Source organism: Paractinoplanes durhamensis, assembly GCF_016862175.1.
Taxonomy (GTDB): Bacteria; Actinomycetota; Actinomycetes; order Mycobacteriales; family Micromonosporaceae; genus Actinoplanes; species Actinoplanes durhamensis.
In genome coordinates this window covers 43,862-58,375 of record NZ_BOML01000014.1, presented here as the reverse complement: position 1 = coordinate 58,375, position 14,514 = coordinate 43,862, and the positions used below count along the sequence as shown (strand labels likewise).

14 protein-coding genes and 1 pseudogene are annotated in these 14,514 nt (G+C 70.1%); 8 read left to right on the top strand and 7 right to left on the bottom strand.

Going from position 1 to position 14,514, the window contains the following annotated elements; all coding sequences use genetic code 11:
- Positions 1–34: 34 nt before the first annotated feature.
- The 4 genes from Adu01nite_RS08775 (at position 35) to Adu01nite_RS08760 (ending at position 3,853) form a co-directional block, all read left to right on the top strand.
- Positions 35–1,462: an NAD-dependent succinate-semialdehyde dehydrogenase gene (locus tag Adu01nite_RS08775; protein WP_203726056.1), complete on the top strand. Its 1,428-nt coding sequence runs from the start codon at positions 35–37 to the stop codon at positions 1,460–1,462.
- 86 nt (positions 1,463–1,548) lie between these two features.
- Positions 1,549–1,953 carry a GntR family transcriptional regulator gene (locus Adu01nite_RS08770; protein WP_203726055.1) on the top strand — a complete coding sequence of 135 codons (405 nt, stop codon included), beginning with the start codon at positions 1,549–1,551 and terminating at the stop codon, positions 1,951–1,953.
- A gap of 2 nt (positions 1,954–1,955) precedes the next feature.
- Positions 1,956–2,834 (top strand): ABC transporter ATP-binding protein, encoded by an 879-nt coding sequence (locus Adu01nite_RS08765; protein ID WP_203726054.1) that lies wholly within the window; start codon positions 1,956–1,958, stop codon positions 2,832–2,834.
- Positions 2,831–3,853 (top strand): ABC-2 membrane transporter-related protein, encoded by a 1,023-nt coding sequence (locus Adu01nite_RS08760; RefSeq protein WP_203726053.1) that lies wholly within the window; start codon positions 2,831–2,833, stop codon positions 3,851–3,853. Before Adu01nite_RS08765 ends, Adu01nite_RS08760 begins: the two co-directional genes overlap by 4 nt.
- A 51-nt stretch (positions 3,854–3,904) precedes the next feature.
- Here Adu01nite_RS08760 and Adu01nite_RS47660 read toward each other — a convergent pair whose 3' ends face one another.
- The gene (locus Adu01nite_RS47660) at positions 3,905–4,171 is read right to left on the bottom strand and encodes a hypothetical protein (protein WP_239132244.1); all 267 of its coding nucleotides are present in this window, start codon (positions 4,169–4,171) and stop codon (positions 3,905–3,907) included.
- Here Adu01nite_RS47660 and Adu01nite_RS08755 point away from each other — a divergent pair.
- A complete protein-coding gene (locus Adu01nite_RS08755) occupies positions 4,170–5,171 on the top strand; it encodes a sugar ABC transporter substrate-binding protein (protein ID WP_239132243.1) in 1,002 nt (333 codons plus the stop codon). The genes Adu01nite_RS47660 and Adu01nite_RS08755 overlap by 2 nt on opposite strands.
- 7 nt (positions 5,172–5,178) lie before the next feature.
- Positions 5,179–5,970: a dioxygenase family protein gene (locus Adu01nite_RS08750; RefSeq protein ID WP_203726051.1), complete on the top strand. Its 792-nt coding sequence runs from the start codon at positions 5,179–5,181 to the stop codon at positions 5,968–5,970.
- Here Adu01nite_RS08750 and Adu01nite_RS08745 read toward each other — a convergent pair whose 3' ends face one another.
- Genes Adu01nite_RS08745 through Adu01nite_RS08735 form a run of 3 tightly spaced genes read right to left on the bottom strand, consistent with a single transcriptional unit; the run spans position 5,971 to position 7,763 of the window.
- Positions 5,971–6,999, bottom strand: coding sequence for an LLM class flavin-dependent oxidoreductase (locus tag Adu01nite_RS08745; RefSeq protein ID WP_203726050.1), 1,029 nt, complete (start codon positions 6,997–6,999; stop codon positions 5,971–5,973). It lies immediately after the preceding gene.
- A gap of 10 nt (positions 7,000–7,009) precedes the next feature.
- Positions 7,010–7,489: an SsrA-binding protein SmpB gene (gene smpB / locus Adu01nite_RS08740; RefSeq protein ID WP_203726049.1), complete on the bottom strand. Its 480-nt coding sequence runs from the start codon at positions 7,487–7,489 to the stop codon at positions 7,010–7,012.
- Between the two features lie 10 nt (positions 7,490–7,499).
- A complete protein-coding gene (locus tag Adu01nite_RS08735; protein ID WP_203726048.1) occupies positions 7,500–7,763 on the bottom strand; it encodes a hypothetical protein in 264 nt (87 codons plus the stop codon).
- Positions 7,764–7,933: 170 nt separating this feature from the next.
- On the opposite strand from Adu01nite_RS08735, the pseudogene Adu01nite_RS08730 reads away from it, so the two are divergent.
- Positions 7,934–10,053 (top strand): annotated as a pseudogene (locus Adu01nite_RS08730) (MMPL family transporter).
- 130 nt (positions 10,054–10,183) lie between these two features.
- Here Adu01nite_RS08730 and Adu01nite_RS08725 read toward each other — a convergent pair.
- Together Adu01nite_RS08725 and Adu01nite_RS08720 are read right to left on the bottom strand one after the other, a co-directional pair.
- Complete coding sequence (locus Adu01nite_RS08725) at positions 10,184–10,507, bottom strand: putative quinol monooxygenase (RefSeq protein ID WP_203726047.1); 324 nt, start codon at positions 10,505–10,507, stop codon at positions 10,184–10,186.
- A 189-nt stretch (positions 10,508–10,696) separates the two neighbouring features.
- A complete protein-coding gene (locus Adu01nite_RS08720) occupies positions 10,697–11,533 on the bottom strand; it encodes a CE1 family esterase (RefSeq protein WP_203726046.1) in 837 nt (278 codons plus the stop codon).
- Between the two features lie 78 nt (positions 11,534–11,611).
- On the opposite strand from Adu01nite_RS08720, the gene Adu01nite_RS08715 reads away from it, so the two are divergent.
- Positions 11,612–12,178, top strand: a complete 567-nt coding sequence (locus tag Adu01nite_RS08715; protein ID WP_239132242.1) for a TetR/AcrR family transcriptional regulator — start codon at positions 11,612–11,614, stop codon at positions 12,176–12,178.
- Here Adu01nite_RS08715 and Adu01nite_RS08710 read toward each other — a convergent pair.
- Entirely contained in the window at positions 12,162–14,423 is a 2,262-nt protein-coding gene (locus tag Adu01nite_RS08710; protein ID WP_203726044.1) for a putative bifunctional diguanylate cyclase/phosphodiesterase, read from the bottom strand. The two genes, Adu01nite_RS08715 and Adu01nite_RS08710, sit on opposite strands and share 17 nt — an antisense overlap.
- Positions 14,424–14,514: the final 91 nt, after the last annotated feature.

Sequence of the window (14,514 nt, the reverse complement as noted above, 5' to 3'; positions counted from 1 at the left end):
GGCGGGAGCGCCGGAGCAGGACCATGCTGGGGTTGTGGAAACTGAACTCTTCATCGGTGGTAAGTGGGTCCCCGCGTCCTCGGGGAATCGTTTCGATGTGCTCGACCCGGCGACCGGCGACGTCATCGCCACCGTCGCGGACGGCAGTGAGGCCGACGCGGTCGCGGCGGTCGACGCGGCGGCGGAGGCGGCTGCGGCCTGGGCGGCGACGCCTCCGCGGGTCCGCGGTGAGCATCTGCGCCGGGCGTTCGAGCTGATGAGTGCGCGCGCCGACGAGTTGGCCAGGCTGATCTCGCTGGAGAACGGCAAGGCCCTGGTCGACGCGAAGGGCGAGGTGACGTACGCGGCCGAGTTCTTCCGGTGGTTCGCCGAGGAGGCCGTCCGCGGCGAGGGCATCGTGAACACCGCGCCGAGCGGGGCCAACCGGATCCTGGTGGTGCGGCAGCCGGTCGGGGTGTGCGTACTCGTCACGCCCTGGAATTTTCCGGCGGCGATGGCCACCCGCAAGATCGGGCCGGCGCTTGCCGCAGGCTGCACCGTCGTCCTCAAGCCGGCCAGCGACACCCCGTTGACCGCCCTCGCCATGGCGGCGATCCTGGCCGAGGCGGGCGTGCCCGCGGGCGTCGTCAACGTGCTGCCGTCGCGCAGTTCGGGCAAGGTCGTCTCGAAGATGCTGGCCGACCCGCGGGTGCGCAAGGTGTCGTTCACCGGGTCGACCGAGGTCGGCCGGATCCTGCTCGCCCAGGCCGCGGAAAATGTCATCAACACGTCGATGGAGCTGGGCGGCAACGCGCCGTTCCTGGTGTTCGCGGACGCCGACCTCGACGCGGCGCTGGACGGCGCGATGATCGCCAAGATGCGCAACGGCGGCGAGGCGTGCACCGCGGCCAACCGGTTCTACGTCGAGGCCTCGGTCGCCGATGAATTCTCGCGGCGGCTGGCCGAGCGGATGGCCGGCCTGCGGGTCGGCCCGGGCACCGACGCGAACACCCAGGTCGGGCCGCTGGTCAACGAGGACACCGTGGCCAAGGTGGACAGTCTCGTCCGCGACGCGGTGACCGCGGGGGCGACGGCCGTCACCGGCGGCACCCGGCCGGACGGGCCGGGTTTCTACTACCCGCCGACCGTGCTGACCGGCATCGCGGGCGACGCGCCGATCCTCAAGGAGGAGATCTTCGGGCCGGTCGCCCCGATCGTCACCTTCACCAGCGAGGACGAGGCGGTCCGCTACGCCAACGACACCGAGTTCGGCCTGGTCGCCTACGTCTTCACCCAGGATCTGGCTCGCGGCCTGCGGGTGAGCGAGGCGATCGAGGCCGGCATGGTCGGCCTCAACCGTGGCCTGGTCAGCGACCCGGCCGCGCCGTTCGGCGGGGTCAAGCAGTCGGGCATCGGGCGCGAGGGCGGCCACGAGGGTCTCCTCGAATACCTGGAGTCGAAATACATCGCGGTCAACTGGTAACTCGCTGAGAGATAGGCCGGAGGCATTGCCTCCGGCCTTTTTCATACTGCTATTGTGCTAGCAACCTAGTGGAATGGTGGTTACGGATGATCGAGTTCCATCTGGAAGCCCGGTCGGGCGTCGCGCCCTACATGCAGCTCATCCAGCAGGTCCGGCACGCGATGCGGCTCGGCCTGCTCAAGGAGGGCGACAAGCTGCCCACCGTCAAGGACGTGGTGGCGCGAGTCGCGATCAACCCGAACACGGTGCTGAAGGCCTACCGCGAATTGGAGTACGAGGGGCTGGTCCAGCCCCGGCCCGGCCTCGGCACCTTCGTCACCCGCACGCTCGGCAGCGAGGACGACCGCGCCGCCCACGAGCCGCTGCGCCGCGACCTCGAGGGCTGGCTCGCCAAGGCCCGGGACGCGGGCCTCGACGACGAGAGCATCGAGGCGCTGTTCGTGAACACATTTCGCCATTTTTCGGCAGAGCGAGCGGCTCGGAGAGGATGACGATGACCAGCGCCGCGATAACCAAGAATCTGACTAAGAGGTACGGGCGGAAGACCGCCCTCGCCGACTGTTCCCTGGACATCCCGGCCGGCCACGTCGTCGGCCTGGTCGGGCCGAACGGGGCCGGCAAGTCCACCCTGCTCCAGCTGATCTGCGGGCAGCTCGCGCCGACCGCGGGCAGCCTCACGGTGCTGGACGGCCCGCCGGTCACCGGCTCGCCGCGGATCGGGTTCGTCGCCCAGGACACCCCGGTCTACGGCAACCTGTCGATCGAGGACCATCTTCGCCTCGGCCGGCACCTCAACCCCTCATGGGACGACGATCTGGCGCGGGAGCGGATCGAGCGGCTCGACCTCGACCCGAAGCAGAAGGCCGGCAAGCTCTCCGGCGGCCAGCGCGCCCAGCTCGCCCTGACCCTCGCCATCGCCAAGCGGCCCGAGCTGCTGCTTCTCGACGAGCCGGTGGCCGCGCTCGACCCGCTCGCCCGCCGTGAGTTCCTGCAGGGCCTCATGGAGTACGTCGCCGAGACCGGCACCAGCGTGGTCATGTCCTCACACCTGGTCGCCGACCTCGAACGCGTCTGCGACTACCTGATCGTGCTGGTCAAGTCCAAGGTCCGAGTCACCGGGGAGGTCGAGGAACTCCTCGCCTCCCACCACCGCGTCACGGGGGCGCGGGTGGACCCGGAGAAGCTCGGTCCCGGCCGCACCGTGGTGCAGGCCCGGCACACCGACGTGCAGTCCAGCCTCGTGGTGCGCAGCACCGCGCCGATCGAGGACCCGGCGTTCACCGTCGACGGCATCGACCTGGAGGACCTCGTCCTGGCATACATGTCCGAGGCCGGCAACGGCCGCGATCGCATCCTGGAGAAGCAGCGATGATCTGGCTCACGTGGCGTCAGTTCCGCACCCAGGCCGCAGTCGGCCTGGCCCTGGTGATCGCGGTCGCCGCGGTCTACCTGAGCACCCGGTCGACCCTGCTCGACATCGCCCGGGACACCGGCTACGCGGCCTGCACCGCCGACTGCGGAAAGCTCGCCCAGCAGTTCGTGCAGACCGCGCGTACCGGGTACCTCGGGCAGCTCTACCAGGCCGGTGCCCTCCTGTTGATACTGCTCCCGGCCCTGATCGGGCTGTTCTGGGGGGCGCCGCTGGTCTCCCGCGAGCTGGAGAGCGGCACCCACCGGCTGGTCTGGAACCAGTCGATCAGCCGCAACCGCTGGCTCGGCGTGAAGCTCGGCGGCATCGGCCTGGCCACCGCCGCGGTCGCCGGCCTGTCCAGCTGGGCGATCACCGCGTGGGCCAGCCCGCTCGACGAGGTCGACGGCTGGGTGGTCCCGCTGACCTACGCGGCCCGCGGCATCGTGCCGGCGGGCTACGCCGTCCTCGGGTTCGTCGTCGGGGTGACCATCGGCATGCTGTTGCGCCGGACGGTGGCGGCGATGGCGGTGACCCTGGTGGTCGTCATCGCCGCGATGGTCGGCGGCGTCTTCTTCCGTGAGCAGTTGGTCGCGCACAGTACGTACCAGGAGGCGCTCCCGGCCGACTGGGACGGCGGCATCAGCCTCAGCCCGGACGACCCGAATCACGCGATCCGGCTCGAGGTCGGGCCGCCGGAGGTGGCCACCTGGGTTCTCACCAACAAGATCCTCAACTCGGCCGGCGCCGAGTACCGCGGGCCGTACGACCCCGACTATTGCGGGCCGAACGCCACCAAGGGCGGTAGCGGGCCGAAGGGGTGCCGGGACTGGCTGACTTCGCAGAATCTGCACCAAAAGGTCACGTACATCGCGAACGACAAGTTCTGGGCCCTGCAGTGGCGGGAAACCGGGGTCCTGCTGGTAGCTTCGTCGCTCCTGGCGATCTTCTGCTTCTGGTGGATTCGGCGCCGGGTGGCGTAGCGTGCGAGGGCACTGTGGGTAACCGGCTGACGTAACTGCTCGGGAGATGAACTATTTTTCTCCCCAGCGCCGTACCCCTTGTCGGGCGTGGTGCAGACTGCCCGATACTGGGTCGACGTTGGCCGGACCACACAGGTCGGGAACCACCTGAGAGGAATTCTCGGAAATGCGCAAGAAGCTGCTGGCGCTCATGACGGTCGGGCTGCTGGCGACAGTCACCATTACAGCGTGTGACGACTCGGACCAATCGAGTGATACGAGTAGTGGCAGCGACAGCAGCGGTGCCAGTTCGGGCAAGGCGCGCGTCGGCGTGATCATGCCCGACACCAAGAGCTCCCAGCGCTGGAGCACGGACGATCCGAAGTTCCTCAAGGCGGCGTTCGACGCGGCCAACGTCCCGGTCGAGATCCAGAACGCCCAGGGTGACCGGGCGAACTTCGTGAAGATCGGCACCGACATGCTCAACGGGGGCGTGAAGGTGCTGATCATCGCGAACCTCGACGCCGACTCCGGCAAGGCCGTCATCGACCTCGCCAAGGAGAAGAAGATCCCGGTCATCGACTACGACCGGCTCACCCTCAACGGCGGCGCCGACTACTACGTCAGCTTCGACAACGAGGCGGTCGGCCGCTACCAGGCGTACGGGCTGATCAGCTGCCTCAGCGAGAAGAAGGTGAAGAACCCGATCATCGCGGAGCTCAACGGCTCGTCCACCGACAACAACTCGGCGCTGTTCAAGGACGGCTACGACGGTCAGCTCGACGTCAAGTACGACAGCGCCGAGTACACCAAGGGCCCCGACCAGTTCGTCCCCGACTGGGACAGCGAGGAGGCCGGCAAGATCTTCGAGCAGATGCTGGCGCAGCAGCCGAAGATCGGCGGGGTGCTCGCCGCCAACGACGGCCTCGGCAACGCGGTCATCCAGGTACTCCGCAAGAAGGGGCTCAGCGGCAAGGTTCCGGTCACCGGCCAGGACGCCACCCTGCAGGGCCTGCAGAACCTCCTGACCGGCGAGCAGTGCGTGACGATCTACAAGAAGGTGCAGCGGGAGGCGGAGGCCGCGGCCGGCCTCGCCGTGAAGCTGTTCAAGGGCGACAAGCCGACCACACCCGGCCAGATCAAGGACCCGGAGTCGGGCGGCTACGTCCCCTTCGTGAGCCTGGAGCCGGTGCAGATCGACAAGTTCAAGGTCAAGGACGTGGTGGCGGACGGCTTCGTCACGAAGAAGCAGCTCTGCACCGGCAAGTACGCCAAGCTGTGCAACACGTACGGCGTGGGCGTGGCCCCGAGCGCGAGCGCCGACACCGACGACAAGTGACAGCGGTGTGACCGGAGGCCAGGCGGCTATCCGCCTGGCCGCCACCTCGTCGGCCACGCCGTCCGCCTCCACCTCCGCGTCGGCCTCGTCGTCCACCGGGGAGATCCCGGACGAGACCGCCGGGCCCTACCCCGGCGACGGCTCGAACGGACCGAACGTTCTCACCGAGAGCGGCATCGTCCGCAGCGACATCACGTCCAGCTTCGGCGACGCGAGCGGCAAGGCCGAGGGCGTCCCGATGACGCTGACCCTGACGATCAAGGACCTGGCCGACGCCGGCGCCGCCTACGCCGGCGTCGCGGTGTACGTCTGGCACTGCACCCGCTCCGGCGAGTACTCGATGTACTCCACCGGCATCACCGGCGAGAACTACCTGCGCGGGGTGCAGATCGCCGACAGCGCCGGGCAGGTGACGTTCACCAGCATCTTCCCGGCCTGCTACTCCGGCCGGTGGCCGCACATCCACTTCGAGGTCTACCCGGACCAGGCGAGCATCACCAGCGCGTCGAACGCCATCGCCACGTCCCAGGTCGCGATGCCGAAGAGCGACTGCGACACGGTGTACGCCACCACCGGTTACTCGGCCTCGGTCAGCAACCTGGCGCAGGTGTCGCTCGCCTCCGACAACGTCTTCGGCGACGACTCCGGCGTCCTGCAGTTGGCCACCGTGACCGGGGACGTGACCAAGGGCTACGCCGTGTCGCTGACCGCGGGCGTGGACACCACGACCACGCCGACCGGCGGCAACGCGCCGGCCGGCGGCGACGGCGCACCCAGCGGCGCGCCGCCGAGCCGCTAGTTATTCGGCGGCCAGGAGCTCCCGGACGCGGGGGAGGACCACGGTGCCGTACAGCTCGATGGCCTTCATCATCGCCTCGTGCGGCAGCGTGCCCGCCGAGTACTTCATGTCGAAGCGCTGGATGCCCAGGTCCTTGACGGTCTGGGCGATCTTCTGGGCGACCGTCTCGGGGGAGCCGGCGTGCCAGGCGCCCTCGTGGATGTCGGCCTCGAACCGGTCGCGGGTCAGCGGCGGCCAACCACGCTCGCGGCCGATCCGGTTCATCATCACCCGCACGTGCGGCCACAGCAGCTCGGCCGCCTCCTCGTCGGTCTCCGCGACGAAACCGGGGCAGTGCGCGGCGACCGGCAGGTCCTCGGGCTTGCCGAGCTCCTTCAGGGCGCGGTGGTACAGCTCGACATACGGCGCGAAGCGGGCCGGGGCGCCGCCGATGATGGCCAGGACCAGCGGGAAACCGTACGACGCGGCGCGGATCACCGACTCCGGGCTGCCACCCACCCCGATCCAGGTGGGGATGCGGCCCTTCTCGGTCTTCGGGTAGACCTGCTGGTCCTTCAGCGCCGCCCGGACCGTGCCCGCCCAGGTCACCGGCCCCTCGGTCAGCAGCTCCGCCATCAGCTCGGCCTTCTCCTCGAAGAGCCGGTCGTAGTCGGTCAGCTCGAAGCCGAACAGCGGGAACGACTCGGTGAACGACCCGCGGCCGAGGGTGATCTCGGCGCGGCCGCCGGAGACGGCGTCGAGGGTGGCGAAGCGCTCGAAGACCCGCACCGGGTCGTCCGAGCTGAGCACGGTGACCGCGGTGCCCAGCGTCATCGTCGAGGTGCGCGCGGCGATCGCGGCCAGCACGATCTCCGGCGCCGAGACGGCGAAGTCGTCGCGGTGGTGCTCACCGACGCTGAACGCGTCGACGCCGACCTTCTCGGCCAGCACCGCCTGATCGACCAGGTTGCGGATGACCTGGGCATAGGGAAGCCGCTTGCCGTCACTGCCGGTGGTGACGTCGCCGAAGGTGTCAAGTCCGAATATCACAAGATCAACCTTACCGGCCGCCTTTCAGGCGGCGGCCCATCTCCCGGGCGATCTCCTTCTGGGCGTCCCGCGCGGCCAGGACCTGCCTCTTGTCGTACGACTTGAGGCCGCGGGCCATGCCCAGCTCGACCTTTGCCCAGCCGTTGTTGAAATACATCGACAACGGCACCAGGGTCAGGCCGTTGCCGTCGCGCAGCTGGCCCAGGATCTTGGCGATCTCGACGCGGTGCAGGAGCAGCTTGCGGGTGCGGCGGGGCACGTGGTTGGTCCAGCTGCCGTAGCCGTACTCGGCGATGTGCAATCCGTACAGCATGATCTCGCCCTCGTGCTCCTGCGCGAACGCGTCGACCAGCGACGCGCGGCCCTCGCGCAGCGACTTCACCTCGGTGCCGGCCAGCACGAGACCCGCCTCGTAGGTCTTGAGGATCTCGTAGTCGTGCCGCGCCTTCTTGTTCGACGCGATCAGCTTCCGGCCGGTCTCTTTCGCCACGGTTCCGAGGTTACGGGACCGGCCTGCGCATCGAGTACGTGACGCTGCTCAGCCGGTGCGGCTCGTTGTGCACGTGGATGGCGGCCCGGTCGTAGGCCTGCCAGCCCGCGGCGCCGGCCCGGTTGAGGTGCCGGAGATCGTCGAAGCGCTCATCGGTGCCCCAGCGCAGCACGCCGCCCGGATGATGGAAAGTGGCTGTCCAGTCCATGAAGCGGTCCGTGCCGAGGGTGCCCGCCGCGCGGTACTCCAGCCGCGCAAATTCCCAATTGGTCACCCGATTGATTATGCCGTCACCCGCGCGGGTGTGCTGTCCGGAACCGGCCATTCACTGTGGACCCGCCGAACCCTGAGAAGACCCTGAGTTGTCGGATATCAGGGTTGGGCCATAAGACCCTCCCGGCATAGCCTTCGCGCGACGGGTGCGGTCTTCGGGGGGAGACAGAGATGGGTACGGGTGGGATAGCGCGACTGGTCTGCGGGCGATGGTCCAAATGGATCGTTCTTGGCCTGTGGGTCGTGGTGCTCGTGCTGGCGGTGCCGCTGGCCGGAAAGCTGACCGGCGTCGAGAAGAACGACAACTCCGCCTGGCTGCCCAGCGGCGCCGAGGCGACCCAGGTTGCCGACCTGCAGAAACAGTTCTCGCCGGACGACATCGCGCCGGCCATCATCGTCTACGAGCGCAGCGGCGGCATCACCGCCGCCGATCAGGCGAAGGCCACCGCCGACGCAGCCGCGTTCGCCAAGGTGCCCGGCGTGTCCGGGCAGATCACCGGGCCGATCCCGGCGGAGGACAAGGCCGCCCTGTCCACCATCGTGCCGATCAAGATCGATGCGAATGGCTGGGAGAAGATCGCCACCGTCGTCGACGACCTCAAGGCGGCGGCCGGGCCGGGGAGAGCGGGCTGTCGGTCTACCTGACCGGGCCGGCCGGCAACGCGGCGGACTCGGCCGGGGCGTTCGAGGGTATCGACGGGACCCTGCTCTACACGACCCTGATCGTGGTGGCGGTGATCCTGCTCATCACGTACCGAAGCCCGATTCTGTGGTTGTTCCCGATCCTCACCGCGGGCTTCGCGCTGACCAGCGCGCAGGCGGTCATCTACCTGCTCGCCAAGAACGGCGGGCTGGTGGTCAACGGGCAGAGCGCCGGCATCCTCACGGTGCTGGTGTTCGGCGCGGGCACCGACTACGCGCTGCTGCTGGTCGCCCGATATCGCGAAGAGCTGCGCCGGCACGAGGACCGGCACGAGGCGATGATGTTCGCCCTGCACCGGTCCGGCCCGGCGATCATCGCGAGCGCCGCCACCGTCGCGATCGGCATGTCCTGCCTCACCCTCGCCGACCTCAACTCGACAAGCGGCCTCGGCCCGGTCGCCGCGCTCGGCATCGTGGTCGGCCTGGCCGCCATGGTGACGCTGCTGCCCGCTCTGCTGGTGATCTGCGGCCGGTGGCTGTTCTGGCCGGTGAAGCCGCGCTTCGGCACGGCCGAGCCGACCGCCACCGGCTTCTGGGCGCGGCTCGGCGGCCGGATCGCCAAGCGGCCGCGGATCGTCTGGATCGGCACCGCCGTCGCGCTCGGCGTGATGGCGATCGGCCTGGTGCAGCTCAAGGCGGACGGCCTGTCCACGGCCGACAGCTTCACCACCAAGCAGCCGTCGGTCACCGGTGAGGAGGCGCTCGCCCGGCACTTCCCGGCCGGCGGCGGCCAGCCGGTCACCGTGATCGCCAAGGCCGATCAGGCCGACCAGGTGCGGTCGGTGTTCGCCGGGGTGAAGGGGATCAGTGCGGTCGCCGACCCGGTCGCCAAGAACGGCCTGGTCCAGCTGGACGGCACGCTCACCGACGCCCCCGACAGCAAGGCCGCGCAGGCCACCGTGGACCGGGTGCGCGCTGCCGTGCACGCGGTGCCCGGCGCGGACGCCAAGGTGGGTGGAGCGTCCGCGATGCTGGTCGACATCAACGTCGCCAACCGGCACGACAACCGGCTGATCATCCCGCTGGTGCTGCTGGTCGTGCTGGTCATCCTCGGGCTGCTGCTGCGGGCGATCGTGGCGCCGGTGATCCTGATCGGCACCGTGGTGCTGTCCTTCGCCGCGGCGCTCGGGGTCAGCGCGCTGGTGTTCCGGCACGTGTTCGGCTGGCCCGGCGAGGACACGTCGTTCCCGCTGTTCGTCTTCGTGTTCCTGGTCGCGCTGGGCATCGACTACAACATCTTCCTGATGACCCGGGTGCGCGAGGAGGCGGCCACGCACGGCACCCGGCGCGGCGCGCTGATCGGCCTCGGTGCCACCGGCGGTGTGATCACCTCGGCCGGCATCGTGCTGGCCGGCACGTTCGCGGCGCTGGCCAGCCTGCCGCTGGTGGCGTTCGCGGAGATCGGGTTCGCGGTGGCGTTCGGTGTCCTGCTCGACACGCTGATCGTCCGGTCGGTGCTGGTGACGGCGCTCAACCTGGACATCGGCCGGTGGATGTGGTGGCCCAGCAAGCTGACGCACGTCCCGGACGAAGTGGGCGACCGGGAGCCGGAGACGCCGGTGTCGTCGGAGCCCGAGCTCACCCACTGAACCTTTTCGACGTGGCCAGGGCCGCAGCGCCCGGCGCCGGTCATCGCGCCGGAACCGCAGGCCCGATGCCCGGTTGAAAAAGGTTCATCGACCGCCGACGGCGGGCCGCCATCGCGGCCCGCCGTCCGGGTCACTTGACGGCGAGCTCGCCCAGCTCGGACCAGTCGTCCTGGTCGACCGACTGGCTGACGATCTTCGGGGTGGCCACCAGGTACTGCGGGAGGTCCTGCTGCGCCTGCTTGAAGTGCGCCGACCCGACGTGGGCCGCACCGGCGTCGCCGTCGCGGAACGCCTCCACCAGCACGTACTCGTGGGGGTTGTCGAGGCTGCGCGACCAGTCGAACCAGAGGCAGCCGGCTTCGCCGCGGGTGGCCCGGGTGAACGGGCCGGCGAGCTCCGCCCACGCCTCGGCATGCTCGGGCTTGATCAGGAACTTTGCGGTAATGAAGATCATCGCGGTCCGCCTTTCGCGCTGCCGGAAATCGGCTGGATATCTGGTTCATCTTCCCTCCCCTCCGGGGTGAGCGCGGCGCGGCGGGCGCGGCGCGGCGGGCGCGGTGGGGTGGGCGTGGCGCGGTGAGCGCGGCGGGGTGGACGCGGCGCGGCGGGGTGAGCGCGGCGGGGTGAGCGCGGCGCGGTGCGCTCAGCCGTGCGCGTCGGCGGCGTGGCCGGCCAGGCCGAAGAACTCGCCGATCAGGTCGGCGGTGTTCACCTTGGTGCTGGTCCGGCCGAGGACGGCGGGGGCCTTGTGCGGGCCGGGGATGGTGTGGCCGCCGCCGTGCACGGTGAGCAGGGTGACCGGCGGGCGGCCGTCCTGCCGGTAGTCGGTGCGCTCGGTGTCGCCGGTCCGGGTGCCGGCCGGCTCGGCGGTGATGCCGTTGCGGGCCGCGAAGTAGGCAGCGGTTTCCGGCATCGACAGGGTGCGGCCGCCGACCTTGAACAGCGCCCGCGCCCACCAGCTCATCTCGCCGCCGCGGTAGCTGACGATCGGGTCCCTGGTGCCGTGGATGAGCAGGACCGGCATCGGCGCGTAGCCCGATTCGGCCAGCAGGAAGTTGCCGGGCGCCGGCATGGTCGCGGCGAGCACCGTCGCGCCGGCGATCAGGGCCGGCGTCTCGTGGGCCAGGCGCATCACCATCTGGCCGCCGTTGGAGTAGCCGACCGCGAAGACCCGGGCCGCGCCGAGCCTGTCGATCACCGCGCGGACGAAGCCGACGTCGTCGATGTCGTCCCGGCGGGCCGGGAACGCGCTCTGCCGGCGGGCGTCGTTCCAGTTGCCCCGGTAGCCGTCCAGGTAGACGACCGCGGCGGTGCCGGCGGTGGCGAGGGCGTCGAACATCCCGCCGGTGAAGGCACGGTGCTTGCGCCCGTTCTGCTTCGACCCGTGGAACACCAGGATCAGGTCGGTCTTCTCACCCGGTGTCCCGACCACGGTGAAGGTGCGGGTCCGGCCGCCCACCTCGACGCTGTCGCTCGTCATCTGGTCCTCCTCGAAAACGGATAGCTCATCCATTTCAAGCTAACATAAGCGGATGAGCTATCCGGTTATGCTGTGGGCATGACCACCGCCCCGCTGCGCAAGGACGCCGCCCGCAACTGGCACCGCATCGTCGAGGTGGGCCGGCGGATGGTCGACGAGGGCACGCCGATCCAGCTCAACGACGTCGCGCGGGCGGCCGAGGTCGGGGTGGCCACCGTCTACCGGCACTTCCCGACCCCGGAGGCGCTGCTGGAGACCCTCGCGGTCGACGGCCTCGAAGCCCTCGTCGAGCGCGCTTTCGCCGCCGGCGACCCGTGGCCCGCGTTGCGCGACCTCCTGTACGCCGGGGTCGACGCCCAGATCACCGACCGGGCCCTGGCGCCGGTGTTCGCCGCGCCGGTCGACGCGCTGCCCCGCACCACCGAACTGAAGCGGCGGCTGGTCGGGCGGTTCGGCGAGTTGCTCGGCCGGGCGCACGCGGCCGGCGCCGTCGACCCGGCGGTGACCGCCGCCGACCTGATGCCGCTGATGTGCGGGGTGATCTTCGCGGCCGGGGTGCACCCCGCGGCCACCACCGCGGAACGGGCGGCGACCGCCCGCCACTACCTGACCGTCCTGCTGGAGGGGATCAGGCGGCGGTCGTGATCGTGGCCGGGTTCCACTGCGGGGAGCGGATGATCATCTTGCTGATCTCGGCGGCGTCGACCGGGCGGGTGTAGAGGTAGCCCTGGGCAGCATCGCAACCCAACTCGCGCAGCTTCGCCAGGGTCGGCTCGTCCTCGACGCCCTCGGCGATCGCCCGCAGCTGCAGTGCGTGGGCCAGGGCGATCATCGCGTGCACGACACCCTCACGGGCCGGGTCCTCGGTGATGCCGGAGACGAAGCTGCGGTCTATCTTCAGGGCGTCCCAGTGCCGGTCGGCCAGCCGGGAGACCGACGAGTAGCCGGTGCCGAAGTCGTCGACGGCCACCGCCACCCCGTGCCGGCGCAGCTCGGCCAGGGTGCCGGTCATCACCGAGTCGTCCACCAGGGCGGTCTCGGTGACCTCGAGGATCAGGGCCGACGCCGGGGCGTCGTGCGCCTCCAGCGCGGCCAGCACCACCTTGACCAGGCGGCTGTCGGTGAGCTGCCGGGGGGACACGTTGACCGCGACGGTGGGGCGCCAGCCGAACTCGGTCTCCCACTTGTCCTGGGCGGTCAGCACCTGGTCGAGGACCTGCTCGAACAGGATGCCGATCAGGCCGACCGTCTCGGCGTGCGGCACGAAGTCGTCCGGGGAGAGCAGGCCGCGGGACGGGTGCTGCCAGCGGACCAGCGCCTCGAGGGCGTACAGGCCGCCGCCGGCCAGGTCGATCTCCGGGTGGTAGACGCAGATCAGCTCGTCGTTGGCCAGAGCGTGCCGCAGCTCGGCGTCCAGGCGCAGGCGGGCACTCGCCTCGGCCGCGTACCGGTCGTCGAACCGCTCGGCGCGCCCGCGCCCGCTGCTCTTCGCCCGGTACATCGCGGCGTCCGCGTCGCGCAGCAGCGCGGCCGGTTCGGCCTTGAAGTCGTCGGTGGTGCGCACGCCGACCGAGACCGACGGGTAGACCTCGACCCCGTCGATGTCGATCGGGTCGGTGAACGAGGTGACCAGGCGCTCGGCGACCCGGTCGGTGGCCTCGTCGGTGGCGTCCGGCATGAGGATCACGAACTCGTCGCCGCCGAGCCGGGCCACCACGTCGCGGTCGTCGCGGACCGACGCGGAGATCCGCTGGGCGATCGTGATGAGCATCCGGTCGCCGGCCGCGTGGCCGAGGCTGTCGTTGACGTCCTTGAACCGGTCCAGGTCGCAGAAGAGCAGGGCGACCTTGCTGCTGCCGTCGGCCGGCAGCTCGGCCAGCGCGAAGGTCAGCCGGCGGATCAGCTCGGTGCGGTTGGGCAGGCCGGTCAGCCCGTCCCGGGTGGCCCGCCGGCCCATGTCCTTGAGCGGGCGGCGGATGCGGACGGCGGCCAGCGTGCCGGAGATCAGCACGGCGATCGAGACCAGCCGGTGCGGGCCGTGCGTGGTGACCGCGGCGTACGCGTCCAGGGCCAGCACGCCGGCGATCACCACCAGGTAGCGGCGGACGCTGAGGATGTTGGTGGAGACGTGCAGCGGGACGTTGAGCTGCGGCATCTGCGGGTGCAGGGCGGCCGCGCCGAGCAGCAGCGGCATCAGCATCCAGCCCAGGTCCATCCAGCCGCCGGCCTGGTAGCTGCCGTTGAGGCTGGCGGTGGCGTAGTAGGCGTCCGGGACGAACCAGCACACCATGCCGGCCACCAGCAGCCGGGCCGGCCACTTGCGCATCTCCATGCTGAGGCCGGCGCGCAGGGCGCCGAACAGCACGATCAGGGTGCCGACCGGGGTGACCACGGCGACCAGGATGGCGAGGGTGGTGCCGCCGTCCTTGAGGATCGGGCTGATGATGTGGATCCAGTACTGCAGGGCGAGCGGGACGGTCAAAACGCCCGCTTCGAGCATGCTGTCCCGGCCGGCGTGGTGACTCAGCCGGACCACGGCGGCCGCGGCGAGCAGGTGCGCGGCGATGTAGAGGATGTCGGCCACCGAGGGGAACGGCGCATCCGCGTTGAACAGGTCGTACCCGGCGAAGATGATGTCGCCGGCGGCGGACAGCGACAGCGCGACGGCCAGCATGGTCCAGGCCGGCTTGTTGCGCGGCCGGTTCCGGTGCACGCCGATCAGCGCCGCGATCGCGCCGCTGGTGTTGACCACCGGGAAGATCCAGTTGGTCACCTGGTTCTGGGGCAACAGGATGTAGGCGACCGCCACGACCGTGCCGGCCAGCAGGAACCACAACCACACCCGGCTGGGGCGTGCCGCGGTGAGCTGGTCACCTGGTGATGCGGGCATGAAGGATCTCCAGTCCGATCCGGCGGCTGAACCGGATAGCTCGGGACCTGATGGAGATCGGCGACGGCGGCCCTGATCTGACGAATTCGGG